Below are 26586 nucleotides of genomic sequence, written 5' to 3' on the forward strand. Positions count from 1 at the left end.
ATAAACTATCCTTCTTGTTCGACGATTGTATATCGCTTGTGATTGATGACAGTTTTTTCAGGCAGGTCTAGATCATTGAAGTTTTCCATAATTGTTAAATCTACAATTACAGAGTTATCATTAATTTTTTCTACGCGGCCTTTTAAACCGTCATAAAATTCTACTATATTTCCGACTTCTGCGACAGTCATATTGAATCCTCCCTAGAAATGCTAACTAGATAGTATTATACAAAAAAACGACAGACAAATAAACAAATAACCTTTAAATATACAGTTATCATTCTTTTTTTAGAAAAATTAGTATAAATCAGTTAAATGATTGGCATTTTTAATGAAAATATTGCATAAATAAGGTAAGGGTATTAAGAGGAAAAGGAGTGCAGTATATGAAATTTATTAGTAATAATGATATTACAGATCCAACATTAAATTTGGCAATGGAAGAATATGTATTAAAGCACATGCCGAATGACGATAGTTATTTTCTGTTTTATGTCAATCGTCCTTCAATTATTATTGGCAAAAATCAGAATACGATTGAAGAAGTGAACCAACCTTATATTGATGAACATGGTATAGATGTAGTCAGACGTATTTCAGGTGGCGGTGCCGTGTACCATGATACAGGCAACCTAAACTTTAGTTTTATAACGGATGATGATGGCAATAGTTTTCATAATTTTAAAAAGTTCACTGAACCTATAGTGGAAGCATTGAAATCACTTGGATTAGATGCAGAAATGAGTGGCCGAAACGATATTCAAATCGGTAAAGCTAAAATTTCCGGTAATGCCATGGTCAAAGTAAAAGATAGAATGTTTAGCCACGGTACTTTAATGTTAAACAGTGAATTAAATGAAGTTCAAAATGCCTTGCGTGTGAATCCAGCAAAAATTAAATCGAAAGGTATTAAATCTGTGAGAAGTAGAGTTGCTAATATCTCAGAATTCTTAACTGAACCATTAGATATTGATACTTTTAAAGAAATTATTTTAAAAACAATATTTGGTGAGGCTACACAAGTTGAAGAATATAAGCTTTCAGACGAAGATTGGGCAAATATAGAGCAATTAAGTAATGAAAAATATCGTACTTGGGAATGGAATTACGGTAGAAATCCTAAATATAATTTTGAACGAGAAGAAAAATTTGAAAAGGGATTTGTTCAAATTAAATTAGATGTTAAAAAAGGAAGAATTGAACATGCTAAAATTTTCGGTGACTTCTTCGGTGTGGGAGACGTTACTGAATTAGAACATGCATTGGAAGGCACATTGCATGACTTTGATAGTATAGAAGAAGCATTAGCAGATTATGATATCTATCACTATTTTGGAGATATTGATAGATATGAGTTAATCAGATTAATGTCTTAAATAAACAATATAAAAGGTCTATTCGCTAACTTTAATTAATTAGTGAATAGACCTTATTTTAAATATATGACAACTAAATTAACCAACGAGATATGCCTCCAAATGTTTATATTCTTCTGTATAGCGTTTGAAATCATTCTCGTTTTTATTTTTAAGTGCATGATCGATGAGATTTTCTAATTGTTGCTTACGGACATTCCTTAACGATTCATCAATGATTAATTCGATACCTAAGTCATTAATTGTTGATACAAAAGACTCTAAAGTATTGTATTTTACATGTGTATTATGTTTCATTATCAACACAACCCCTCTATCTATATTTAAAATACATTATACAAGGTTTTGATTTTTAAATCAACGAATATTCTGACTTTTCCGAAAAAATAAGTGTAAAACGAAACTTTCAATAATTAAAAAATAGAAAAAGATTCGTAACTAAAATTTAATTGTAGAATATATAGAAAATATTTTATAATATAAGTTGATTTTAAAATGATGATAGTATATTATTTGAGTATCACCAAAATTGCAAGGAGGTTACAACTATGATTCAACCGTATATTATTAAAAAAGGTGATATGTCATTGCAACCGTGCCATTTACCCGTTGGCCAATATGAAGGAACAAGAGTGCTAAGGTATAAAGAAGATGAAAGTACAATAAAAGAACGTACCCACAAAATTATTGACCGCTCTTGTAGATTTTATGGTAGTAGTTATGTTTTTAAAAAAGAGGATACCATTCGAATTACAGGTATTAGCAGCAAGCCCCCGATTTTATTCACTCCTTTATTTCCCACTTATTTTTTTCCAACACATTCTGATAGAAAAACACAAAATACATGGATTAATATCCATTATGTTCAAAGTATTAAATCACTAAAAGATAAAAAATGCAAAGTGAACTTTGTTGATAATCAATCTATCGTTGTAAACATTTCAGCTCATAGCATGCAACATCAATATTTAAATGGTATTTATTATTATTATATGATGGATAGAGCGGCAAGAGTTGCAACTTTTGATCCAGAATCTCCTATAGATTATACAAAACCACAATTAAATATATATGAAGCACTTGCTAAGTATTCTTTGTTTGAAAGTAAATAGTAAAGTTTATTAAAAATATTAATGTAAAAGTAGAATATGCGGAATATTATATTAATTTAGTGTAAATGTTCTGCATATTTTTTTACGATATCTCTTGAAAATTTGCTATTAATTGATATAATAATATTTGTGCTTGATTAGAGATACTATTTATCCACAGTAGCTCAGTGGTAGAGCTATCGGCTGTTAACCGATCGGTCGTAGGTTCGAGTCCTACCTGTGGAGCCATTGGAAACGTACTCAAGTTGGCTGAAGAGGCGCCCCTGCTAAGGGTGTAGGTCGCGAGAGCGGCGCGAGGGTTCGAATCCCTCCGTTTCCGTAAATTAGATAATCCCGTTAAGTTGACGTGAGTAAAACGTTGATTTGACGGGTTTTTTATTATATTTGGATAAGCTTGGTTAAGTGTCTTAAATGAACTTTTAAGACGATGAAACGCCAATAGTTATATAGATTTTACAAGATACGCCAACGCATTGGTGTGAGTTTCCATACTTTCTAACGCTTGAAATAGCCTTATCGTTTTCGGCTTTAACTGTTTCCGTAAAAACAGAAAAATCATTTCAAGTAAATACTTTGGATAACAAAAGAACGTTGTTAAATCAGCGTTCTTTTTATTTTATGAAAAATATACAAAAGTGAATTCTATAAATTTTGGTCAACATGGGACGACTTGAACACTTTTAAAATTTTTTGTCCGTTGAGATGTCCAGCTAGAAATTAAAGGCTTTAAGTAGCTTATCATCTTCCTGTGATTTCAATTATTCAAGCAAATGATTATATACTCACCAAGTAATTTCAATATTTGCATGACCTAATCTTTTACTAATATATGGCATTGAAAATTCTTTACTTTAATATATTGATGCATGGGTATGTCTTATCAAAAGTGATGTAAAATTATCAACATTGTTTCTAACAAGAACTTTTTTTAAGTCTTTATAGCTGCTTTATTTGTAATTAATGTCACGGCAGTATTGATAGATTGTAGCATGTAGACGATGAAAGGGAGAGAATATAAAGATGGAAAAAGCTATCCAGTTAAGGATGGGACAATATTATTTATCCGTAAGCAATTTGATACCACGAATGATGTTGAAAAGAAATATAATGCCAGCAATGAGTAATAAAAAAATGCCTATACCGAATGAAACATTAGATATTACTTCTTGATTGTCAAAAGGTTTATCGAAAACTTCTCGAGAAAAGATGAAACCTAGATTTGCAAAGAATAAGAAAATATATACCCAAATGTGATTAAATAATGCTTTTCTACCATGAGTAGAAGTTGGTTTTTCAGCAAATATCCAAACGAATATTGGAAATATAATTGGTGCGAAAAACACACTGAAATAACTTAGTGATGATAAAATATTTTGATTTTTATTAGATTGATTCAATATAATCACCTCCAAAGCAATTAAAACACTTAACAAAATAAATTTGAAGCAATATATAAAATCTGACAATATTGTTAGATAAGGAAGAATATTTAAATTACGAACACACTAGATCAATTATTAATACAAGTAGAACAATGGAGTATAGATATAAAATTACATAATGGTAATTCAGATAGACGAACATTAAAATTCTATGAAGAAGCTGGCAAAGTCGGTGCAACATTATAACGTAACAAAATGGAAGATTTAAAAGACGGTAAAGGTAATGCCGAATTCCCGTTAAATTGATGTAAATAATACGTTGATTTAACTTTTTTTGTTACGTCCGGTTAATTTTCGATAAATACGTAATAAAAATTATGCGACAACATTAGCAAATAGTAATTGCTTTTCAGTAAAACATAAAAGTAAGTTTAAATGAATAATTTAGATGTGGATGGGTGCATAAAAGAGAGAGATTTATAATTATATGGATTTGTTTTCCGTTATTGCAATGTGACTGGAGCATCATTGCTCATGCATAAGCTCGCTAATTCAATAAATAGAGAAGTGGTATTAAAGATTACCTGAGCTAAGCTCATGCATAATCCTACTAACTCAATAAATAGAGAAGTGGTATTAGGGATTGCCTGATCTAGCTCATGCATAAGCCCCACTAACTCAATAAATAGAGAAGTGGGGCTTTAATTTATTTTGTTTTTTTACTTATTAAGTTTCTAATTCCTCTTACAATATAACCGACAATCAGTGTTCTAAAAACACGTTTTATAATATTCATAAAATTTTACCTCCTAAACGAAACTCATACATGCTACTTACATACCTTTACCCATTTTTTATAAGTGTAATGAAAATGTAAGGGATTTTTTAGCAAGTTAGTATAAAACTATTTTTCGAGGGTAATGAGACCATTTTCATCTGCTTTGTTAAAGAAAATTGTTAATATCCCGCTAATGATAGCAATAATATAAGGGATGCCAGTCCAAAAAAATATTAAATGTATAATACCTTGTAGTAATTGGTTTGAGTAAAATTTATGTATGCCACACCAACCCAAAAGAAATGCAAGTACGACGTATATAACTTTGTTTACTTTCATGTGTATAATGTCCTTTCATTTTCTAGATTATTGTATTAATTATCTCTTAAATAGTGAAATTGAACAAATAAAACAATGTGACAAAATTTGAATTATATGGTTGTTATTACATCGAAATTTTAAATTGATTCAGATATAATGGAATTAATAATCGTAATAAATAAAGGAGAAATAAAATGATTAGAAAAGCTAAGCCTAGTGACAAAAAAGATATTGCAGAATTATGTTATATCATTTGGAGTCAATTAGATATCGATATGGTAAAGGAAGTCGAAAAATTTCGTTTGCTAAATATAATGGAACAAAGCATGGTAGATGTAAAATATAGAGGGCACATTAGTAATGTATGGGTGTATGAAATTGATGGTAACGTTGCAGGCTGTTTGATCGCATATCCTGGCAGTAAAGAATTAGAACTTGAACAAGCATGGCTAGACATGGATTTAGAGGAAGATATAAAATCTTATGGCACACCAATGCCGATGAAAGAGGCTGCTAATGATGAATGGTACATTGAAACTGTAGCAACATTTCCTCATTTTCGTGGAAATGGTGTAGCAACGAAATTGATTAAACATGTCATTTCAAACTACCCAGATGAAAAATGGAGTTTAAATTGTGATGTTGATAATACTGCAGCATTACGTGTCTATGAAAAATTAGGTTTTGAAATTAAAAGTGAATTTGATTTATATGGACATATGCATTATCACTTAGTACATGTTTAGCATATACTAGTAAAAATACAAAATCGTTCATCAAATGAATGAAGAACGATTTTGTATATATAATAAATTAAATACAGGGTGTTATTAAATCCCGCCTAATAAAGCACTGATATAGATACCTAATGCATAAAGGAAACCAAAGAATGTATTTGTTTTTCCAGTAGCAGCCATTGCAGGCATCATTGTTTCAGGTGTGTCGTTCTTTTTAAATCTTCTAACTGCTTTGATTGGCATTGGGAAAGATAATAAAGCTAGCAAGAAGAAAATCGAACCACCAGGTTTAAAGAAAGTGATATAGATAACGAGCAAATAAGCAACGATATACATCAATGCTAAAAAGCGAACAGCATTATTTTTCCCTAATAAAATGGGTAATGTTTTTCGACCACTTGCCTTATCTTTAACCCAATCCCTGATATTATTGCCCATGTTGATAAGACCAATTGTGATTACAATTGGAATGCTAATCCATACCGCTAAACTTTGTATGTTACCAGTTTGGATAAAGAAGGCAATTAAAATAATTATCATACCCATAAATATTCCTGAAAATAGTTCTCCAAAAGGTGTCCATGAAATCGGGAATGGTCCACCTGTATATAGGTAACCTACTGCCATGCATACTAACCCAATAGGAAGTAACCAGAATGAACTTTGGGAAGCGATAAATATACCTAAAATCGCTGCGATAATATAAAATGTTATGGCTAAGTTCATGACTAATTTTGGACTCATGCCATTTCGTACAATTGCGCCACCGATACCTACTGAAGTATGGTCATCTAAGCCTTTTTTAAAATCATAGTATTCATTAAACATGTTTGTAGCTGCTTGGATAAGTAAACATGCCACTAGCATAGCAATGAATAAGCTAAGCTTTAGATGATCTTCACTACCTAGAAGGAATATTTTTGCAGTTGCAGTACCTACTAAAACTGGAACTACTGCAGCAGTCAATGTGTGTGGCCGCATTAAGTGCCAGTATTTTCTGACTGTTGAATATTGTTGGTATTGAGATGCCATAATGATTTACCTCGAATTCTTTTAATATAATTAATTTTTATCAAATTAATTTTAATAGAAGAAGTTGTAAAGGTCAACTTACGTAAAAATTGTCTACATGAAATAAGCTGAAAAACGTACACAGATTGTGAAAAGTGGTACAATATTATAATGAGTGTAAACTGATATTGAAATGAAAGAAGTGAAATAGATGACTTTAGATGTCAAGGAAAGTGAAATTGTCGAAGCGGTATACGAAAGTAACCATACTTGGGTTTCTGTAGAAGCAAAATTAGATTATGAATTAGAACCTACATTATTATTTCATTTAACCGAAGATTGTGCGGGAGACCGTTTTTATTTCAAGAAAAATGACAACGAAACTTCATTCTTTGGCTATCATGCTATCACGAGATTTAAAAACGATTTTGAAAATAAACAATCTATTTTTCGTGAGTGGGAAAAGTATAAAAATGATATTGAGTTAATACATCCAAATTCAGAAAGACATCATTTGAAAATTTGTGGTGGTTTCCAATTTTCAACGCATAAATCAGGTGATGAATGGCGTGAGTTTGGTATTAATCATTTTGTCTTACCTGAAGTACTCGTTACGATGGAGCAGGGACAATCATTTATAACGTATACAGTAGAAGCCGATAAGTTTGAGATAGATACTTTCTTAGCAATCATTGATAGACTTACACAAAAGGACGTTCAACCTAGTGATGAAATAGGGGATATTAAAAGAATTGACGATATTTATAAAGACGAATGGCGTGAGTTAGTTAAAGATACAATTGATATTTTAGATGAAAATAAAAAAATTGTCCTTGCAAGAAAAAGGCTTATTATGTTTGATAAAAACATTAACATTCCATATATACTCAATAGGGCAATGCAGGGTGAACATAATAGCTACTTATTTGTGCTTGAATCACAAGATAGTGTGTTTTTCTCCCAAACCCCTGAGCAATTAATGGAAGTCAAAGATGACGTGTTATCGACGAAAGCTGTTGCTGGTACAATTAAAAGAACACATCGAGATGACATAGATAAGGCAAATATTGATGCATTTTTAAACGATGATAAGAATTTAAATGAGCATCATTTTGTTGTTAAAAGTATATTAAATGATATCAAACCTTATGTAGAAGAAATTACATTTAATAAAAAACCTCAAATTTTAACAAATGATCATTTATATCATTTATATACCAAAATTGAAGGACGGTTGTTACAAAATTCATATATTGGATTATTAGATAATCTTCATCCTACACCAGCATTAGGTGGTTATCCTAAGGAAGAAGCAATTTCTTATATTGAAAATAATGAATTTGGTACACGAGGTCTATATGGCGCACCAGTAGGATATATTGATATGTATGATAACTGTGAGTTCATCGTAGCTATTAGATCGATGTTAATTAAAAAGAATCAAGCTACTTTATTTGCTGGTTGCGGTATTGTACAAAATTCTGATGCTGATAGTGAAGTAGAAGAAACTGCGGTTAAATTCAATCCGATGATGAAAGCTTTAGGAGTAGAGAAATATGAGTAATCACACAGACGCTTTAACAAAACAAGTTTTTACATTAGTCTCAGAACTATATGCATATGGCATAAGAGAAGTGGTAATAAGCCCTGGTTCTCGTTCAACGCCACTAGCTATTGCTATAGAGGCACACCCAAAACTGAAATCTTGGATTCATCCAGATGAACGTAGCGCTGCTTTTTTTGCGATGGGGTTAATGAAAGGTAGTGAAAGACCAGTTGCAATTTTATGTACATCTGGTACTGCAGCTGCCAATTATACTCCTGCAATTGCAGAAAGTGATTTAAGTCATTTACCATTAGTCGTATTGACGAGTGATAGACCGCATGAATTAAGAGGAATAGGTGCACCGCAAGCGATAAATCAAACAAATATGTTCGAGAATTATGTTCAATACCAATTTGATTTTCCAATAGCAGATGCCGATGAATCACAAGATTATTTGTTAAACACTATCAAATTTCAAATACAAAAAGCAAGCCAATATTTCTACGGTCCGCATCGTGGACCCATACATTTGAATTTGCCATTTAGAGAGCCATTAACACCGAACCTAGAAAAAGTAGAATGGTTAAATTCAGATAATAAGATCTTGCCTCATTATCAAAAAACAGCAAGTTTGAATGAAATCAAAACGATTATGCAAAAACGTAAAGGCCTCATTGTTGTGGGTGATATGCAACATCAAGATGTAGATCAAATACTTACTTATGCAACCATACATGACATGCCTATTTTGGCAGACCCTTTGAGTCAATTACGTAAAGAACATCATCCTAATGTAGTGACAACTTATGATTTACTGTATAGATCGGGATTATCTATAAATGCTGATTTTATTATTCGCGTAGGTAAACCAGTGATTTCTAAAAAAGTAAATCAATGGTTAAAAGCTACAGAAGCTTTTCAAATATTAGTGCAAAATAATGATCAACCAGATGCATTTCCAAAGGTACCGCATGTATCTTACGAAATGTCGGCTAATGATTTCTTTAGGCAGCTTTCTGAAATTCCAACTGTAGAACGAAAAAATTGGTTAGAAAAATGGCAATCACTAGAAAAGCAAGCACATATTAAAATCAAAGATTATTTGAGAACTGCTACGGATGAGTCAGCTTTTGTAGCAAATCTATTAGATAAATTGACGAAAGAGGATGCATTATTTGTTAGCAATAGTATGCCAATCCGTGATGTCGATAACTTATTTATAGATTGTGAAGCAGAGATTTATGCTAATAGAGGTGCAAATGGCATAGATGGTGTTATTTCTACAGCGATAGGAATGGCAGCACATAAACGTGTCACATTATTAATAGGTGATTTAGCATTTTACCATGATATGAATGGTTTACTTATGTCAAAATTAAATGATATTAACTTAAATATCATACTTTTAAATAATGATGGCGGCGGAATTTTCTCCTTTTTACCACAAAAGTCGTCTGCTGATATTTATTTTGAAAGACTATTTGGTACACCGACAGGATTAAACTTTGAACATGCTGCATTACTTTATGATTTTTCTTACAGACGTTTTGAAACAATTGAAACTTTTAAGTATGCAGAACTGTCAAAACTTGGTGCACATATATATGAAATCATTACAAGTCGTGATGAAAACTTAAGCCAACACCAAAATCTTTATTTGAAATTGAGTGATATTATAGATGTTACATTATAAATTTCATCAATCTACAAAGAACTCAAATGATTTGATCGTATTATTACATGGATTTATAAGTGATCAATCGACATTCGATGAACATATCAAAACGTTCACAGATGAAATCAATGTATTAACCATTGACTTGCCAGGTCATGGTTTTGATCAATCAAGTGAAACGAGTACTTGGAATTTCGAATTTATCTGCCAATTATTAGACGATACATTAGCTTTGTTTAAGGCGTATCGTATTTTTTTACACGGTTATTCTATGGGCGGTAGAATCGCTTTATATTATGCGCTTTATGGAACGTGCCACTTAAATGGATTGATATTAGAAAGCAGTTCACCAGGTATTGCAGATGAAGACGACCGCATCGAAAGAATTCAAATTGATCAAGCACGTGCAAAAGTTTTAGAAATCGCTGGATTAGAAATTTTTGTAAATGATTGGGAAAAATTACCTTTATTTCAAAGTCAGTATAATTTAAATACAGAAACAAAACGAAAGATTCGTCAAATGCGATTACAACAAAATCCTGTGAGATTAGCAAAAGCTTTACGAGAGTATGGTACTGGACAAATGCCTAACTTATGGCCAAAAATATCAGATATTGCAGTTCCAACTTGTATAATTGTAGGAAGTTTCGACGAAAAATTTATAAAAATTGGTTATCACATGTGCGACTTAATACCAGAGACGAGTCTATATGAAGTTAGTGGTAGTGGTCATACTGTACATGTGGAAGAAATGACAGAATTTGATAAAATAGTGTTAGGTTTTATTTTTAAGGAGGAGCAAAATGACTAGACAATGGGAAACAATTAAAGAATATAAAGAGATTAAGTACGAATTTTATAACGGCATAGCCAAAGTAACTATTAATAGACCTGAAGTTCGTAATGCGTTTACGCCGAATACGGTACAAGAAATGATAGATGCATTTACAAGAGCTAGAGATGATCAACGTATTTCGGTTATTGTCCTTACAGGTGAAGGTGATAAAGCATTCTGTTCAGGTGGAGACCAAAAAGTACGTGGCCATGGTGGCTATGTAGGTGAAGATCAAATTCCGCGTCTTAATGTGTTGGATTTACAAAGATTGATACGTATTATTCCAAAACCTGTCATCGCGATGGTTAGAGGATATGCAATTGGTGGCGGAAATGTATTAAATGTTGTTTGTGACTTAACAATCGCTGCAGATAATGCAATATTTGGTCAAACAGGTCCAAAAGTAGGATCATTTGATGCAGGTTATGGTTCAGGATATTTAGCGCGCATTGTAGGACATAAAAAAGCACGTGAAATATGGTATTTATGCCGTCAATACAATGCACAAGAAGCTTTAGACATGGGCTTAGTAAATACTGTTGTACCTTTAGCTGATATAGAGGATGAAACGGTGAAATGGTGTGAAGAAATGATGCAACATTCTCCGACAGCATTAAGATTCTTAAAAGCAGCGATGAACGCTGACACTGATGGATTAGCAGGATTACAACAAATGGCGGGCGATGCTACGCTGTTGTATTACACAACAGACGAAGCTAAAGAAGGCAGAGATGCGTTTAAAGAAAAACGTAATCCTGATTTTGATCAATTCCCTAAATTTCCATAAGTAAAGATATTTAGTAACAACGCGTCAATAAATATAGAGGCTTTTGAATGAAAGTCATGGTATTAAAACTAAAACGACAACCGTTAATTTCTAGTGAATATTTAGAAATTAACGGTTTTTTTATTGTTTTAAAGTTGTCTAGTGATTATTTGATGCTGAATGACAAATTGACCAATGCATGGTTCGAACGAATACACCTTATTACCAAAATGATACATAATGACTGGTTATATGAATGAATCTAAAGTTAAAAAAATTCATTTACATCAATGATAAAAATGAGAATATAAAATGAAAATCCAGGTTTTAAATTTATTATTAAAAATTAAATGAAAAACATGTAAGTTGGATAAAATTAGTTTTCAGAATATTCTATTGACTAATACTAGTAATGTTAAAACTTTTAAACATTTTGTTATTATATTTGACCAAAAATAAAATTTCTATTAATATAATAAAAAAGGGCAGAGGAGAGTAATGAATGACACAATATAAAAATAAAGAACTTATGAAAGATATGTGTTTTCTGTTTTATGTTTCTAGTAAAGAGATAGTAAATAAATTTAACAAACACCTAAAGCAGTATGATATTAGCTTTCCAAATTATGTAGTGATGTTATATATTGAAAACTCAAATCCTGTATTTATCAAGACATTATGCGATCAATTATATTTAGATTCTGGTACAATAAGCCCAATTATTAAGAGACTCGAAAAAAAAGGACTAATTGAACGTATGAGAACAGAAGAGGATGAACGAAGAGTTAAAGTACAATTGACACAAAAGGGAAGTGTGTTAAAAGAGAAATTTGAGCAAATTTCAGATGAAGTGTTAACTCAGTTCAATATGAGTTCAGAAGATATAGATATATATTATAAATTAATGAAAAAATTTGCTGAAAAAAATATTTATCAATAAAATGCACATATTTGAAATATAAAGCGTAATATAAAAGAAGCCCGTAAATGAATTTTTAGAAATTCATTTACGAGCCTCTTTTATGTCATACTTCTTAACAGATATATTTTTAAGAAAATTACCTCTGCTTAAGTGCGTAGTTATCTCTAAGTAAGTTTTCCTCATAATCCTCAGCATAATAATCACATTAAAAAATTCACTTTATTAATCCTACTATTATTAACAATTTGATATAGTTTCTCGATTTATTAAATCATTATACCGACTAATCGAATGTCGGATATTAATCACACTAAAATTTTTTGATTATATTCAATTGAGTTTTTTGGCTGCCTACATAGAATATGGAAGTTAGCGTAGTAATCATTGGTAAATAAATTTTAAATACAAAATAACAAGTCGTTATTCATAATGTTCTTTTATATAAAGTTCTAATCTTCTCATTGCCTCTTTTAAGGCATCGAGTTCATAGGCATAAGAAATACGCACATGGCCTTTACCAATGTCTGTAAATGAAGAACCTGGTACCATTGCAACGTGTGCTTTTTCGAGTACATCAACGCAAAAATCAAAATCATTTTCTGTGAAATTTTCAATACTTGGGAAGATATAAAAAGCACCTTCTGGTTTAGCGTCGAGTTTAAAACCTAAAGATTGTAGTTTTGTGATTAAAAAATCTCGTCTTTCAATATATGCTTTGTTCATATAGTGAGGTGCATCTAATCCTTCGTTTAATGCTGCTATACAAGCTATTTGAGCAGGTACATTAGCACATATACAATTATAGGCATGCATAAATGTTAACTTTTCAATTAAATATTCAGGACCTATTAGAAAACCAATGCGAATCCCAGTAGCAGAGTGAGATTTACTTAATCCATTGACGAGCAATAACTGATCACGGATGGATTTAAATTCAGCAAAAGAAGTGTGTTGATGATTAAAGGTATTTTCTGCATAAATTTCATCACTAATGATAAAAATCTCTTCATTTTTTAACATTTCTGTAAGTGCATGAATTTCATCATAAGTCAAAATAACACCAGTGGGATTTGTCGGATAATTTAAAAGAATTGCTTTTGTTTTTGACGATATATTTTGCTTGATTGCTTCAGGTGTTATTTTGAAATCTGTTTGTGTAGTGTCGATATATACAGGAACGCCACCAAGTGTTTTAATTAAAGGGATATAACCTGCATAAATAGGGCTGGGGATTAATATTTCATCACCTGGGTTAATAATGCTTCTCAAAGCTGTGTCTAACGCTTCACTAGCGCCATTTGTAATAATAATTTCATCAGAGCTATAATGGAAACCATAGCGCTGTTTAAAATAATGACTGACTGCATTTCGTGTTTCAAGTAACCCTTTGTTATGAGAATACTTTGTTTGATTTTCTTTTATTGCAGTAATATATGCATTTTTTACGACATCAGGCATAGGAAAATCTGGTTGACCGATTGTCAAATTGATACAATCATCAATATCTTTAATTTTATTTGAAAATTGCCTAATACTTGGTGCTGTTAAAAATTTAGAATTGTCGTTTAATGATAGCTTCATTGTTTTTCACCTCAAAATAAAAATACCGATTTGTAGTTAAATAAGTATGACTAGCTTAAAATATCAAATTACTACCATCGTAACATATTTGAATCAACTACAAATCGGCTGGAAATTATTTTAATCTTTAAAATTCGAAGGGGATTGCAAGTTAATAATTGGATTGGTCCACTTAGAGATAAATCTAGTTGATAATACATATACAATTATACTAGTAAATAAGAGTAGATATATATAAGTCAGTATAGAGATGTGGTCTTTAAACGGATAAATATTAAAACCACGTATAATACCAATTACAATGCCATGTAGTAAATAGACATACATAGTGCGACGCCCAATGTATGTGAAAAATCTTTCTTTTTCAGGTATTAAATTAAGGAAAGAAAACATTGTAATTAAAATAATAAAGTATAATAGCAAACGTTTAATTGGACTATATAAATCTTGTTTACCTTCCAGTGACATATAAGGTGAATCACCTAATAACCAATCAGCATTTATAGGATGCAAGGTATAAATGATATAAAAAAGGAGTAAAATGCTAACAGCGACCGGTATGAATTTCTTATTTCTTAACACACGTGTATGTTCACTCGTAAATAAATAACCTAAATAAAAAATAGGGAAGAACATGATTGTTCTTGAAAAACTTAAATAATTGTCAATATTATCTGAGTAACCTGCAAATAAAGAAATAATAATAGATATTGGTAATACAAAATAAGGTTTATAGTCTTTTACTATTACTAATATGACATGGAAAAAGAATAATGTCAGTAAAAACCATAATGCAAAAACAGGATCAAATGGATCGAATTTAACACTGTCCTCTTTTCCTGTGAAATAATAGTAAAAGGTGAAAAATCCAAAGAAAATAAAATAAGGTACTAACAATTTTTTTGAAACTTTCTCTAGATAACCAGCTTTGCCTGCTTTTTTAGCAAAATAACCTGAGATGAATAAAAAACAGGGCATATGGAAACTATATATAGTTAAATAAAGTGAAGAAAGATATTTACTTTCTTCAGTATATGGTTGTAATAAATGACCAAATACAACAAGAAAAATTAATATCATTCTCGCATTGTCGAAGAAATAATCTCTTTCTTTTAACTGTGTCATAGGGTTGCTCCTTTTATATGCAGGTAAAATTTATAATCACTGTTACTAATTTATTATAAAACATATGACAAATGCAACAAAACCGACTGATTTGTAGATTATTATTGTATATTATGAGGAATAACATTATAATATTAGAAAATAAAATAATAAATTTAAATGCTATTGAACATTTTAATTAAAGTAGTGGAGATGAAACAACATGTATAAACAACTAGAACAATTAATTACACTTACAAGTAATGATTTAAATTTAGTCAGTAGAAGGTTTGGCCAACGCACAGATTTAACTTCAGAACAGTTAGAAATGTTAAGGATTTTATATCATTATAATGTGTTATCACAATATGATTTAACAATGAAAATTAATAAAGAACAGTCTATTGTGTCTAGATGGATCAAAAAATTATGTCAAATGGGCTATATAACTAGTAAACAGTCAAACAAAGACTTAAGATGTAAAGATTTAATGATTACAGAAAAAACAAAAGCACTTGTTCAACAAATTAACGAAGTTAGGGTGGCTTTGATAGAAGCAAGGTGTCAAAATTTAACTTCAAATGATATTGAAAATCTAAATTATTTATTAAATAAATTAAATACGCATCATCATTATATCAAGTAAATGACAAATGGTGGCTAAAATTTTCAGCATCATTTTATTATGTAACACAGCGATATGATACAAAGTTATGATAGGGTTCAAATGAACCAAAAATGCATAGAAACAGAAAAAATAAATAGCTATCCAATGATTGGAAAAACTTTCATGTTGGAAAAGAACAATATGTCATAACAGAGATTTAAAAAGCTTCTATGACGTTTACAAAACTGTTTAGTATAATGATACTTAATATGTTAGCACTATATAAACAAATAAACCTTAGGTGAATTTTCACCTAAGGTTTATTTGTGTTTTAAAACTTACACATTATGATTTCATGCTATTTATATGTGTTTACATCAAAATATTTGCCCAATTTATTCATTGAATCATAGAAGCCTTTAATACGTGTAGCATTATGAGATGCCCATGCAACATCAGTTGCATATTGATGAACGCCTGGATTATCAGGATTCCAACGCATTTTATACAAAGTATTTTGTCCTTGGTTAATGTATGAATTAGCAATGTATTTAGCGCCACCAACAATTGCTTTTTTAACAGTATCCCAGCCATTATTTTTAGCGGTAGCAAAACCTTGTTTTACAGGATCTTTATCAACGGCTCCAATACCAAACATATTGTAATATTTTTTAGCGCCATTAGTGACAACTTTATTATTTACTACGTCACCACCATTAGCAAGCTTAGAAGTTCCATTTCCAGTTTCAAGTAGGGCATGAGAAACTAAATAAACTTCATTAATGTTATAAGTTTTAGCAGCTTCACTAAATGCCTCACCTTGTCCTTCTAATATGCCTTTGCCAACTAATAGTTTATCTAAATCAGTACCAGAAATATTTTGTGATTTATCTAAGCGTAAGAATTGGTATTTTTGAGTTGGATCTTTAGCAAGCTTACTACTATCCATAGCATTTTTAATCTCACTTTTTGTTGCATCTTCCCATTTTCCAGGTGTACGTTGAATTTGAGGTTTGAATTTCAAACCATGTTGTAACGCTACTGCCTGATCTAAAGTAAGATTAGATTTATAGTATTTTACAAGCTCTTTTCGTAAGTCGCTTTCTTTTATCCAAACAATTTTACCGTTCGATAATTTACCATGATACCAAGTTACCCCATTAATGATTTGTTTTTCAAAAACAGTAAATATGCTTTCATGGAAACCTTTTAATGATCCAGCTGATTTTGTAGCATTAGGATCAAGGTAATAGTTACCATTGGCATTGTAAATAACATAGTCGAATTTTTGTGGTGTGATTTTTGATTGTGTTGGAGTTTTATTCAAATCTTTAGCTGCAATCCAACCAGTTTTATTATTGACGTTTCCGTATAGGTACTCGTCTTTATCAACAAACACAGATTTTGATGCGTTAAATTTACTGTTTTTAATATTATTTTGGGTATCTAATTGCTGATTTTTTGTACCCCATGGAATTGCATATAAGCCATTGTTAGTAGCTTTTACAGTATATTGTCCATTTTTAGCTTTTGTTTTGCTTAAGTTACGCGTATTTATATCTTTAGTATTAACCCAACCAATTGGTGTATTTTGTTTTGTATTTTGGATTAACACATAAGTGTTATTACCTTGAGTACGTTGCTTAGTTACAGTATACGTACGACCAGCAAATTTAGAAGCATTTTTACCTTTTTTATCATAAACAGTTGCTTTAATACCAGAATTGTTTGTGTTTAATTGTCCGATTTTACTAACAGATGTTGTAGGAGTAGCAGTAGCTTTTGTAACTGCTTCTTTAACAGTAATGTCACCTGTTTGCATCCAACCTAGGTTAGTATTTGTTTTGTTATCTGTAATTAAATAAAATGAATTTTTACCTAATGTAGCTGTTTTACTTAATTTGTAAGTTTTACCATTCACATATGATTTTTGAATACCTTTTTGATCATATACGGATGTATAAACACCATGATTTGTTTTAGCGACTGTACCTTGTTGATTGATAAGCGTATTGACAGTTAAATTATTACTTGTACTAGGGGAGGTAGCTGTTTTACTTGTTGAAGTTAATTTACTTAAGCTTACCCAACCGGATAAATTATTTACTGTGCCATAAATATAATTTGTTTTGCCAATTTGCTGCTGTTTTGATGCTTTGAATGTTTGACTAGAGCTGCCTGAAACTGTGCCTGCTTTCTGAGAACTAGTGCCCCAAGGTACAGTATAAATCACTTCACCAGGTTTGATTTTATAAGATTGATTATTTTTAGCAACTGGCTTAGCAGAGTTATAACTTACATCACTTTGATGTACCCATCCAATTAAATTACCTTTATTATAATCAGAAACTAAGTAAAAGTTTTTGTTTCCTAAAGTCGCCGATTTTGTAACTTTTAACGTTTGATTCGTTTTACTTGTTTTTCTACCATTTTGATCATAAACAGTGGTATATAATCCATCATTATTTGTGTTTATGCGCCCAACACCGTTGTTCGTTGATACTGTTAATTTACCAGTATTAGTAGACGGTTTTGTAGTAGAACCACTTGACTCATTTTTGCTCCCACTTGTACTTCCAGATGACGTAGAACCCCAAGCGGCAGCTTTACCTGTTTTAATTAAATATTTTTCATAAATTAAATCATAAAGTTCATCATAACTATAATTATGATTAGCTAAATAACCATGTGGATCGATATGATCTGATCCACCTAAATAATTACTTACAGCTTTATGCGTCCAAACAGTCCCAACACCATCATACTCAGCGCTATCAGGAGCAAGTCCATAATATTGTAGGTTTGTAGCTGCATAGTCTGCATAGTTATTGATAGAACGAGCAAATGAATCATAGTCATGAGTATGGACTAATTCTACATGAATAAAGCGTTCGTTTGCAGCTGGACCAGCACCCCATGCTAAATAATCTGTATTAGCTGTTTCAATAATACGATTACCATCTACATAAGCATGTACAAATGCGCTATTATAATTATTTTTCATGTAATTTATTTCACCAGTTATTGTTGAATTATCGTTTGCAGTATCATGCATAACGATACCTTCAGGTTTACCATAACGATACTGATATTTTGGTAAATAACTTGCGATATCTTGTTCATAGTTAGGTGCTTTGAAGTTATTTTTACGAATATAATTATTTATTGACGAATTTACTTTTGGCGTATATTTAGGTAATGAACTTTTAGATGTAGATTTAGTACTGACAGCTGATCTTGTAGCTATAGTTGGTGTACTAACTGATCTAGCCATTCTTAATTTTGGTGTTGCCTCACTTTTATAGACTTGAACTGTTTTTGGTGACGTATTTATATCTGAATCTAAAGTATTCACTTTTTCAGTTTGTGCTTCATTGTCAGATTGAGTTGTTGTAGTTGTCTCACCAGAAGTTACCTCAGAATCAGCAACCTCAGAATCATCATCATCTTGAGCGACATTAGCGTTATCATCATTCTGATCTGTTACGTTAGTACTGTCGTCTTTACTTTCATTAGTGTTGGAAGCCGTACTATTATCGTTTGCAGAATCAGAAGTTGTCTCACCAGAAGTTACCTCAGAGTCAGCAACCTCAGAATCATCATCATCTTGAGCGACATTAGCGTTATCATCATTCTGATCTGTTACGTTAGTACTGTCGTCTTTACTTTCATTAGTGTTGGAAGCCGTACTATTATCATTTGCAGAATCAGAAGTTGATTCATCAGAAGCGACCTCAGAGTCAGCAACATCAGAAGCATTATCATTTTGAGCGACATTAGCGTTATCATCATTCTGATCTGCTACGTTAGTACTGTCGTCTTTACTTTCATTAGTGTTGGAAGCCGTACTATTATCGTTTGCAGAATCAGAAGTTGATTCATCAGAAGCGACCTCAGAGTCAGCAACATCAGAAGCATTATCATTTTGAGCGACATTAGCGTTATCATCATTCTGATCTGCTAAGTTAGTGCTGTCGTCTTTACTTTCATTAGTGTTGGAAGCCGTACTGTTATCGTTTGCAGAATCAGAAGTTGATTCATCAGAAGCGACCTCAGAGTCAGCAACATCAGAGTCATTATCATCTTGAGCAACAGTAGTTTTATCATCATTCTGATCTGCTATGTTAGTACTGTCGTCTTTACTTTCATTAGTGTTCGAAGCCGTACTATTATCGTTTGTAGAATCAGAAGTTGATTCATCAGAAGCGACCTCAGAGTCAGCAACATCAGAAGTATTATCATCTTGAGCAACAGTAGTTTTATCATCATTCTGATCTGCTACGTTAGTGCTGTCGGTTTTCACATCAGTACTTATAGAAACATCATTATTTACTGCTTGGGCATCTGTATTTTTATTGCTGTCAGAATTATTTTGATTTTCTTGATTTTGTGTAGAATATGTATTTTGACTTGATGTGTCTTTGTTTAGTTCGTCTAATTGTGCATCATAATTTTCAGGTTCATCTGACTTGAGTTCTTGCACTTGACTTGGATCATTGTATGTTTGTGTCCCTGAAATATTTGTCGTTGGATTACTAACTTCAGATTTTATTTCTTCGCTTTGCTTTAAGGTATTTTCATCATTCAACACATTTTTATTTGATTTCTGATTTTGTGTATTATCAGCTGCATGTGCATAATGGGTTGTCAAAGCTGTACCAGCTAACGTCAATGCAACTATTGAAGGTACCTTATAATTCAACTTTTTATTAGTCATTTAACTGCCCCTTTTATTATTAATATTTAATACCATTATAATACGAAGATAGTTTAATTGAATTGATTTCATAGATTTGTAATATAAAATTAATCTTATTAAGACACTAAAAAAGTAGAAATAATTTAAGAAAAGGCGGAAATACGCCTAATTTTAAATATATTAAAATATTACACTCTTTGGAATATTACATAATAAAGATGTACATTAACTGCAACTTTATTAAATTATTTAGTTCAAATTGTTTTATTCATTAAAATATGTTCAATATTTTCTTCTAAGAAAATATCACCTGAAGCTTTATAACCTAAAGATTCATAAAAGCGTTGTGCATGGCATTGGGCATTAAGCGTTAACATATTATACCCTTGTTCTTTTGCTACTGTTTCAATAAAAAGCATTAAAGCTTTGCCATGACCTGATTTTCTATGTGTTGGTAAAATTGCTACGCGCTCAATTTTTGCTCCATTTTGATAGGGTCTAAACCTTCCAGTTGCAAAAGGGGAGTGTAGTTCATCATAACCTATGACATGAGTAGCGGTAGATTCAAATTGATCTATTTCATTTTCAAGCGGGACTCCTTGTTCATGAACAAAAACTGCTTTTCTAATTTCGTATGCATCATCCAACATTTTAGATGTAGTAACCACTTCGAACATGATAAAACCTCATTTCTTTTGAATATAATAAAACTACCCTATCACATTTATAATGTAATAGGGTAGTTATTTAATGTATTATTGAGCTTCTTGACGTACTAATGCAGTATATTGCCAAAAAATTCTCATTTGTGCAATATTCCAATTGTTCATCCCCATAGTAAAACCTGACGGCCTAAATAAATTGACGTCTGTTACTTCAAGGGCTGCTGCAATTAAATATTGTAGTGGTACACTAAGTTCTTTCATTGTTTCCGTTATACCATTTTGGTCATAAACCCAAGAAAAAGGTAGTTCTGATTCAAAAACATCAACTTTATCAAAAATTTCGGGTAGTGCTACGATATAACATGCACCGTCTACAACAGGGTTGGTTTCACTATCCTTGTAGTAGATTCGTAAAGCTTCATAGTTTTCACGATGTGCGTGATTAACATAGAAAAATTCATTTCTAAAAAGTGCCATATCCTTACTATGGATTAATTGTTGTTCTAAAACGTTAAACATACCGTTTATATTCGCTAATTTTTCATATGTTTTTCGTGACATGTCGCGATCTCCTCTCTACAGCTTAATATAGATTTGTTTGTAATTCTTGTGTGTTTTGTTGTTGATTTGGATCCTGCTGCTGTTGGTTAGGATCTATTTGTTGGTTGTAATCAGATTGTTGATTTGAATCGTTCGGTTGCTCTGTCGTTTGGTTATTATCTGTTTGATTCATATTATTTTGTTGATTTTCATTTGTAGAATTTGGATCTTGTGAATTTGAATTATTTTGTTCCGATTGTGAATTTGAATCGTCTTCATCTTCCTCAGAGCTATCTTTTTGATTTTTACGTAATAAACTACTATCAATTTCTGTTTGTGGTACGAGTGTACCATAAAAGTCGATGACACGTTTATTTAAGAAATCGTCTGTATCTTTAATTTTAGGTAAATTTAAATCGCTGCGCAAAAGATTTGCAGTATCTTGTATATTTTTAATATTAGGATTATAGTAATAAACACCATTTAAATAATCATCTTGACCTTCTAGCTGTTTACTTTTAATTTTAACATCATCTTTTAAGTAAGATGTAGCTAGTGCTTTTACTTCTTTGTAACTTAAATTATGCTTCGCGTTTTTACCTACTATTTCAATTACATCATCTAATTTACTGAATGAATCTGCTTTTTGAGCTTTAATAAATAGCTTTTTAATTAAATCCATCTGTCTTTGGCCACGTTTTAAATCTGAATCTTGATGACGTGTTCTAGCGACTGCTAAAGCTTCATCTCCATTTAGTTTTTGGTGACCTTTTTTCACTTTTATTTTTCCTGTATCGTTTGTATTTGGTTCAGAAATATTATATGGAACATCGTATTCAATGCCACCGAGTTCATCAACGGCATCCACGAATGCTTCCATGTTAATTCTTACATAATAATCAACGGGCACATTTAATGTAGCTTCTACTGAATCCATAGAAGCTGTAGGGCCGTTGTATGCATGTGCGTGTGTAATTTTATCATAATAGCCGACTTCTGGAATGTAACTGATTGTATCGCGTGGGATACTTAACATTCGAATTTGTTCTTTATCTGCGTTAAAAGTAGATAATATCATTGCATCAGTTCTTGATTGTTCAGCACTTTGCCCATTCTTTTCACGACCACTATTATCATCGATACCTAAAAATAAAATAGAGATTGGATCTTTAGACGGGTTTACTTTAGATTCACGAATACTTGATTCTCTAGAAGTATCGCTCGTATTCAATGAATGCTCAAATGCACCTTGTGACGATTTAAGTAATAAAACGGCAAATATAACTGGAACAACTACAAGAATTAAAGATAGAAATATTAAAAGATATTTTAAAAATTTATTCATGTATGAAGCTCCCCATCGTATGTGATTTTGTATATATTACAATATTGATCTAATGTTAAGTTTTTGATTATTTCATTAAATTATTGTAAAGAGAAATTTGTACTATAACTTATAATTTTATAACTAACATTAAAAAATATCAACTAAGAATTTATCCTACTAAAGTTTGAATTATAAATTGGCGTACAGTTGACCATTAAAATATTCTTAATGAAAATAAAAGAAATAATTATTAAGAAAAACGACATGGCTAAAATGATTTATTTATAAACTTACGATATAATTAGCATATGTTAAATGTTATCAATGATTGATAATATTAATATTTTTACTTAAGCAAGTTTTTAAGCAGAGATTTTAAAGTCATAGCGATTTTTGGTATTTATTAAATTAAATCAAAGATAATACCGTATGAATAAATTGTTAATATATTGAAGTTTCAAGGAGGATATAACCATGAAATCAGAATGGTTGGATAAATTAGATGAAAGTTTAGTAAAAAAATTTTATGAAGCACAAACAGAAAAAGAAATAGAAGAAGGGTTTAGCGGAAACCTAACATTTGGCACTGCTGGAATACGTAGTACTTTCGGTTTAGGACCGGGTAAATTGAATGCATTTACAGTCCGCAAAGTTGCATTGGGTTTATCGCAATATTTGAAAGCAAAATTTGATAATCCATCCATCGTAATCCATTTTGACACAAGATTGTTATCGAAAGCATTTTCAGAAGAAATGGCGTCTGTTTTAGCTCAAAATAATATTACTACGATTTTATCAGAAAATTACAAATCCACACCTGAATTATCATTTGCGGTGAGATATTTAAAAACAAGTGCAGGTGTGATGATTACTGCTAGTCATAATCCCAAAAACTATAATGGGATTAAAATATACGATCAAAACGGTGGACAATTATTACCCAATGAATCAGAACATTTAAGTCAATATATTAACGCTATTGAGCATCCACTACAGATTGATAGAGATGATTTTAATTTATTACTCGAAGATAATAAAATCACATATATGTCAAATGAAGTCACTGAAGCTTATAAAAATGAAGTGAAAGATTTAGTAGGGGATATTCCTGAGAAACAAGCTAAAGTCGTACTTACGAGTTTACATGGTACGAGTTTACCTTTGGCTTCTGATATATTATCAGAATTAAACTATGATAACTTTGTTATTGAAAAAGAACAGTCAACCCCAGATGGTAATTTTCCAACTGTAGCGATAGCTAATCCTGAAGATGAGGCTGTTTTTGAACGCGGTATTAAGCTCGCAAACGATACAGATGCACAATTAATTATAGCGACTGATCCTGATGCTGATAGATTGGGTATAATTGAACGTTATAATGACCAAACGTACAGATATTTTAATGGAAATGAAATTGGTATTTTGCTTACTAAATTAAGATTCCAAGATTTAGTAGAAGAAGGTAAGCAACTATACATGATTAAATCTATAGTCACAAGTGAACTTGCGGAAAGATTAGCCTTAGCATTAGATGTAGAAGTGAATAATGTATTAACAGGATTTAAATATATTTCAAATTTATTGGAAACAGAAAGTGCTCATCAAGATAAGCAATTACTAATTGCTTTTGAAGAAAGCCATGGCTATTTAGCAAAGCCATTTTCAAGAGACAAAGATGCAATACAAATGGTTCCTTTATTAATCAAATATAAAAATTTATTAGCGAATAACGGAATGACATTTAAAGATACAATAGAAGATATTTATGCGCATATCGGTGCATATAAAGATAAAACTCTATCACCGACATTTGAAGGCGCAGAAGGCATTGAAAAAATCACTAAAATAATGGATCAATTTAGAAATAAAGATGTTTCAACGATTTGTGGTCTTGAAGTAGCACAAGTTGAGGATTACCAATTAGGTACCATTAAAAATTTAAGAGAGGGTAGTACTGAGGCATTATCATTACCTGAAACCAATTTAATTCGCTTTATTTTTGATGAAGGTTTCATTGCATTGAGACCTTCTGGTACTGAACCTAAAATCAAGTTGTATTTCTCATTAAATATAGAAGATATTGATGCTTTAACAAATCAATTTAAAGAGGAATATATCAATCATATAAAATAACAACAAAGAGGCAACAACATGAAAGTCAACAAATATAAAATAATCATTGTTTTAATCATTTTCATATTTTTGGTTTTAAGTTTTACTGGTTATAGACACTATAAACAAATGAAAGATTATATTAGTCCTTCAAAGATTTCAACCAAGGAAAATGAAAAACAATCATCTAAGAAACAAAAAAAGTTAAAAACAGTCGTTGATCACAAACATCCACAAATTAATAAAATAGATGAATATTTGGAACAAACTCATTTTAATGGTACCATTGCGCTTTTTGAAAAAGGTAAACTTAAATTGAATAAAGGCTATGGTTATCAAGATTTTGAAAAGAGTGAAGAAAATAATGCTAATACGATGTTTTTAATTGGCTCAGCACAAAAATTTTTGACAGGTATCATGTTAAAACAATTAGAAATTGAAGACGAGATTCATATGATGACGCCAGTAAAACATTATTTAGAATGGTTTGATTCAATTTATCCACTTTCGATTAAGCAACTAATGTTACATCAAAGTGGGTTATATAAATATAAAGCTAATCCAAAATTTAAAGATTTAAATGATGCAACACATGCAATACAACAGAGAGGTATCAACCCTCTAGAATATAATAAATATCAATATAACGATGCTAATTATTTAATATTATCGAAAGTAATAGAGACGGTGACACATAAGTCTTATATGCAGAATTTAAATGAAAGATTAGTGAAACCATATAATTTAGAATATACGGCACGTTATAGTAATTTAAATTTTCAAAAATATATGGCCGTTGGTTATAAAAATGATAAATTAACTGGAAGACGTATTCGTCAAAAACCTAATATATTAAATCAATATGATGGGGCAGGTAACCTTTACATGTCTCCTTATGATATGGGGAAAGTGGTATTAAATTTACAAGACAATAGAATTTTTGACGAAACAACGACCATGCCTTTTATTCATGAAAGTTTGACTACACAATATCCTAGACCATACCGATACGGTTTTTATTCTTTTGCTGATAAAAATAGAATTAATGGCATTTTTTTCGGCAATATATTCACAGTATATTTTAATGATAATTATGTTATTGTACTAGCAACGAATTATGACAACGGCAAAATGAATAATGAATATAAAATGAAACATATTTACTTTAAGTTATTACATCAAGATGGTCATTATAATAGAGTAAAACAGTTGTATTGAAAGGGAATAGTGATAGGTGTTTAATATCACTGATTAAAACATAACCGTCAATTTCTATCAAACCACGATAGAAATTGACGGTTTTTCTTTTATAATAAGTTGTTTATGTTTTGAGGACAAATTATAGTTCATGTTTCGCAAAATGCATGCTTTTTATACGGTAATGTTAATTAGAGATAAATACATGCATGATATATCTCGCTAAATTAGTTTGTCCATGGATTTCCTTAGAAAAGGTGTGTTAGTTTTTCTGCAAAATAAATACTTTTT

General features: G+C 30.9%; 24 protein-coding genes, 2 tRNA genes and 1 pseudogene. 15 read left to right on the forward strand and 12 right to left on the reverse strand.

Going from position 1 to position 26586, the window contains the following annotated elements:
* Window positions 1-5: 5 nt before the first annotated feature.
* The gene (locus tag KA814_RS12435) at window positions 6-191 is read right to left on the reverse strand and encodes a YkvS family protein (protein WP_002508073.1); all 186 of its coding nucleotides are present in this window, start codon (window positions 189-191) and stop codon (window positions 6-8) included.
* A gap of 197 nt (window positions 192-388) precedes the next feature.
* Here KA814_RS12435 and lplA point away from each other — a divergent pair, with 197 nt between their 5' ends.
* A complete protein-coding gene (gene lplA, locus KA814_RS12440) occupies window positions 389-1378 on the forward strand; it encodes a lipoate--protein ligase (protein WP_046208081.1) in 990 nt (329 codons plus the stop codon).
* A gap of 78 nt (window positions 1379-1456) precedes the next feature.
* Here the strand turns inward: lplA and KA814_RS12445 are convergent, their stop codons facing one another.
* The gene (locus tag KA814_RS12445; RefSeq protein ID WP_046208082.1) at window positions 1457-1675 is read right to left on the reverse strand and encodes an IDEAL domain-containing protein; all 219 of its coding nucleotides are present in this window, start codon (window positions 1673-1675) and stop codon (window positions 1457-1459) included.
* A gap of 251 nt (window positions 1676-1926) precedes the next feature.
* On the opposite strand from KA814_RS12445, the gene KA814_RS12450 reads away from it, so the two are divergent.
* From KA814_RS12450 to KA814_RS12460, 3 genes are all read left to right on the forward strand, one after another.
* Window positions 1927-2490 carry a competence protein ComK gene (locus tag KA814_RS12450; RefSeq protein ID WP_046208083.1) on the forward strand — a complete coding sequence of 188 codons (564 nt, stop codon included), beginning with the start codon at window positions 1927-1929 and terminating at the stop codon, window positions 2488-2490.
* A 153-nt stretch (window positions 2491-2643) separates the two neighbouring features.
* Window positions 2644-2718, forward strand: a tRNA-Asn gene (locus KA814_RS12455).
* A 2-nt stretch (window positions 2719-2720) separates the two neighbouring features.
* A tRNA-Ser gene (locus KA814_RS12460) sits at window positions 2721-2809 on the forward strand.
* 736 nt (window positions 2810-3545) lie between these two features.
* Here KA814_RS12460 and KA814_RS12465 read toward each other — a convergent pair.
* Window positions 3546-3887 (reverse strand): magnetosome magnetite crystal formation protein family, encoded by a 342-nt coding sequence (locus KA814_RS12465; protein ID WP_080937822.1) that lies wholly within the window; start codon window positions 3885-3887, stop codon window positions 3546-3548.
* A gap of 96 nt (window positions 3888-3983) precedes the next feature.
* Between KA814_RS12465 and KA814_RS13850 the strand changes: the two are divergent.
* Window positions 3984-4115 (forward strand): annotated as a pseudogene (locus KA814_RS13850) (MazG-like family protein); the annotation flags it as partial.
* Between the two features lie 463 nt (window positions 4116-4578).
* On the opposite strand, the gene KA814_RS13855 reads toward KA814_RS13850, so the two are convergent.
* Together KA814_RS13855 and KA814_RS12470 are read right to left on the reverse strand one after the other, a co-directional pair.
* Window positions 4579-4668, reverse strand: coding sequence for an SAR1012 family small protein (locus tag KA814_RS13855; RefSeq protein WP_019469096.1), 90 nt, complete (start codon window positions 4666-4668; stop codon window positions 4579-4581).
* A gap of 108 nt (window positions 4669-4776) precedes the next feature.
* Window positions 4777-4989, reverse strand: coding sequence for a TM2 domain-containing protein (locus tag KA814_RS12470; protein ID WP_046208085.1), 213 nt, complete (start codon window positions 4987-4989; stop codon window positions 4777-4779).
* A gap of 176 nt (window positions 4990-5165) precedes the next feature.
* On the opposite strand from KA814_RS12470, the gene KA814_RS12475 reads away from it, so the two are divergent.
* A complete protein-coding gene (locus KA814_RS12475; RefSeq protein WP_046208086.1) occupies window positions 5166-5717 on the forward strand; it encodes a GNAT family N-acetyltransferase in 552 nt (183 codons plus the stop codon).
* Between the two features lie 84 nt (window positions 5718-5801).
* On the opposite strand, the gene KA814_RS12480 is transcribed toward KA814_RS12475, so the two are convergent.
* Window positions 5802-6740, reverse strand: coding sequence for a 1,4-dihydroxy-2-naphthoate polyprenyltransferase (locus KA814_RS12480; RefSeq protein WP_064209416.1), 939 nt, complete (start codon window positions 6738-6740; stop codon window positions 5802-5804).
* 190 nt (window positions 6741-6930) lie between these two features.
* Here KA814_RS12480 and KA814_RS12485 point away from each other — a divergent pair, with 190 nt between their 5' ends.
* From KA814_RS12485 to KA814_RS12510, 6 genes are all read left to right on the forward strand, one after another.
* Window positions 6931-8283, forward strand: a complete 1353-nt coding sequence (locus KA814_RS12485; protein WP_046208088.1) for an isochorismate synthase — start codon at window positions 6931-6933, stop codon at window positions 8281-8283.
* Entirely contained in the window at window positions 8276-9958 is a 1683-nt protein-coding gene (menD, locus tag KA814_RS12490) for a 2-succinyl-5-enolpyruvyl-6-hydroxy-3-cyclohexene-1-carboxylic-acid synthase (RefSeq protein WP_064209415.1), read from the forward strand. The genes KA814_RS12485 and menD overlap by 8 nt, the downstream gene beginning before the upstream one ends.
* Window positions 9945-10751, forward strand: a complete 807-nt coding sequence (menH, locus tag KA814_RS12495; protein WP_064209414.1) for a 2-succinyl-6-hydroxy-2,4-cyclohexadiene-1-carboxylate synthase — start codon at window positions 9945-9947, stop codon at window positions 10749-10751. The genes menD and menH overlap by 14 nt, the downstream gene beginning before the upstream one ends.
* A complete protein-coding gene (gene menB / locus KA814_RS12500; RefSeq protein WP_046208091.1) occupies window positions 10744-11562 on the forward strand; it encodes a 1,4-dihydroxy-2-naphthoyl-CoA synthase in 819 nt (272 codons plus the stop codon). The genes menH and menB overlap by 8 nt, the downstream gene beginning before the upstream one ends.
* A 47-nt stretch (window positions 11563-11609) precedes the next feature.
* Complete coding sequence (locus KA814_RS12505; protein WP_064209413.1) at window positions 11610-11801, forward strand: hypothetical protein; 192 nt, start codon at window positions 11610-11612, stop codon at window positions 11799-11801.
* 242 nt (window positions 11802-12043) lie between these two features.
* Window positions 12044-12481: a MarR family winged helix-turn-helix transcriptional regulator gene (locus KA814_RS12510; RefSeq protein ID WP_064209412.1), complete on the forward strand. Its 438-nt coding sequence runs from the start codon at window positions 12044-12046 to the stop codon at window positions 12479-12481.
* Between the two features lie 402 nt (window positions 12482-12883).
* Here KA814_RS12510 and KA814_RS12515 read toward each other — a convergent pair whose 3' ends face one another.
* Together KA814_RS12515 and KA814_RS12520 are read right to left on the reverse strand one after the other, a co-directional pair.
* Window positions 12884-14044, reverse strand: a complete 1161-nt coding sequence (locus tag KA814_RS12515) for an aminotransferase class I/II-fold pyridoxal phosphate-dependent enzyme (protein ID WP_064209411.1) — start codon at window positions 14042-14044, stop codon at window positions 12884-12886.
* A 120-nt stretch (window positions 14045-14164) separates the two neighbouring features.
* On the reverse strand, window positions 14165-15169 hold the full coding sequence (locus KA814_RS12520) for an acyltransferase family protein (protein ID WP_064209410.1): 1005 nt from the start codon (window positions 15167-15169) through the stop codon (window positions 14165-14167).
* Between the two features lie 202 nt (window positions 15170-15371).
* Here KA814_RS12520 and KA814_RS12525 point away from each other — a divergent pair, with 202 nt between their 5' ends.
* On the forward strand, window positions 15372-15794 hold the full coding sequence (locus KA814_RS12525; RefSeq protein ID WP_046207911.1) for a MarR family transcriptional regulator: 423 nt from the start codon (window positions 15372-15374) through the stop codon (window positions 15792-15794).
* Between the two features lie 319 nt (window positions 15795-16113).
* On the opposite strand, the gene KA814_RS12530 is transcribed toward KA814_RS12525, so the two are convergent.
* From KA814_RS12530 to KA814_RS12545, 4 genes are all read right to left on the reverse strand, one after another.
* On the reverse strand, window positions 16114-20472 hold the full coding sequence (locus KA814_RS12530; RefSeq protein WP_107521907.1) for a GW dipeptide domain-containing protein: 4359 nt from the start codon (window positions 20470-20472) through the stop codon (window positions 16114-16116).
* A gap of 236 nt (window positions 20473-20708) precedes the next feature.
* Window positions 20709-21131 (reverse strand): GNAT family N-acetyltransferase, encoded by a 423-nt coding sequence (locus KA814_RS12535; RefSeq protein ID WP_046207909.1) that lies wholly within the window; start codon window positions 21129-21131, stop codon window positions 20709-20711.
* A gap of 78 nt (window positions 21132-21209) precedes the next feature.
* On the reverse strand, window positions 21210-21680 hold the full coding sequence (locus KA814_RS12540) for a DUF2538 family protein (RefSeq protein WP_019468155.1): 471 nt from the start codon (window positions 21678-21680) through the stop codon (window positions 21210-21212).
* Window positions 21681-21702: 22 nt separating this feature from the next.
* The gene (locus KA814_RS12545) at window positions 21703-23004 is read right to left on the reverse strand and encodes an LCP family protein (protein ID WP_046207908.1); all 1302 of its coding nucleotides are present in this window, start codon (window positions 23002-23004) and stop codon (window positions 21703-21705) included.
* Window positions 23005-23460: 456 nt separating this feature from the next.
* On the opposite strand from KA814_RS12545, the gene KA814_RS12550 reads away from it, so the two are divergent.
* Complete coding sequence (locus KA814_RS12550) at window positions 23461-25119, forward strand: phospho-sugar mutase (RefSeq protein ID WP_210122766.1); 1659 nt, start codon at window positions 23461-23463, stop codon at window positions 25117-25119.
* A gap of 18 nt (window positions 25120-25137) precedes the next feature.
* Window positions 25138-26316, forward strand: coding sequence for a serine hydrolase domain-containing protein (locus KA814_RS12555; protein WP_046207906.1), 1179 nt, complete (start codon window positions 25138-25140; stop codon window positions 26314-26316).
* Window positions 26317-26586 lie beyond the last annotated feature (270 nt).

It is taken from the genome of Staphylococcus sp. GDY8P196P (genome assembly GCF_017891705.1).
Lineage (GTDB): Bacteria > Bacillota > Bacilli > Staphylococcales > Staphylococcaceae > Staphylococcus > Staphylococcus ureilyticus.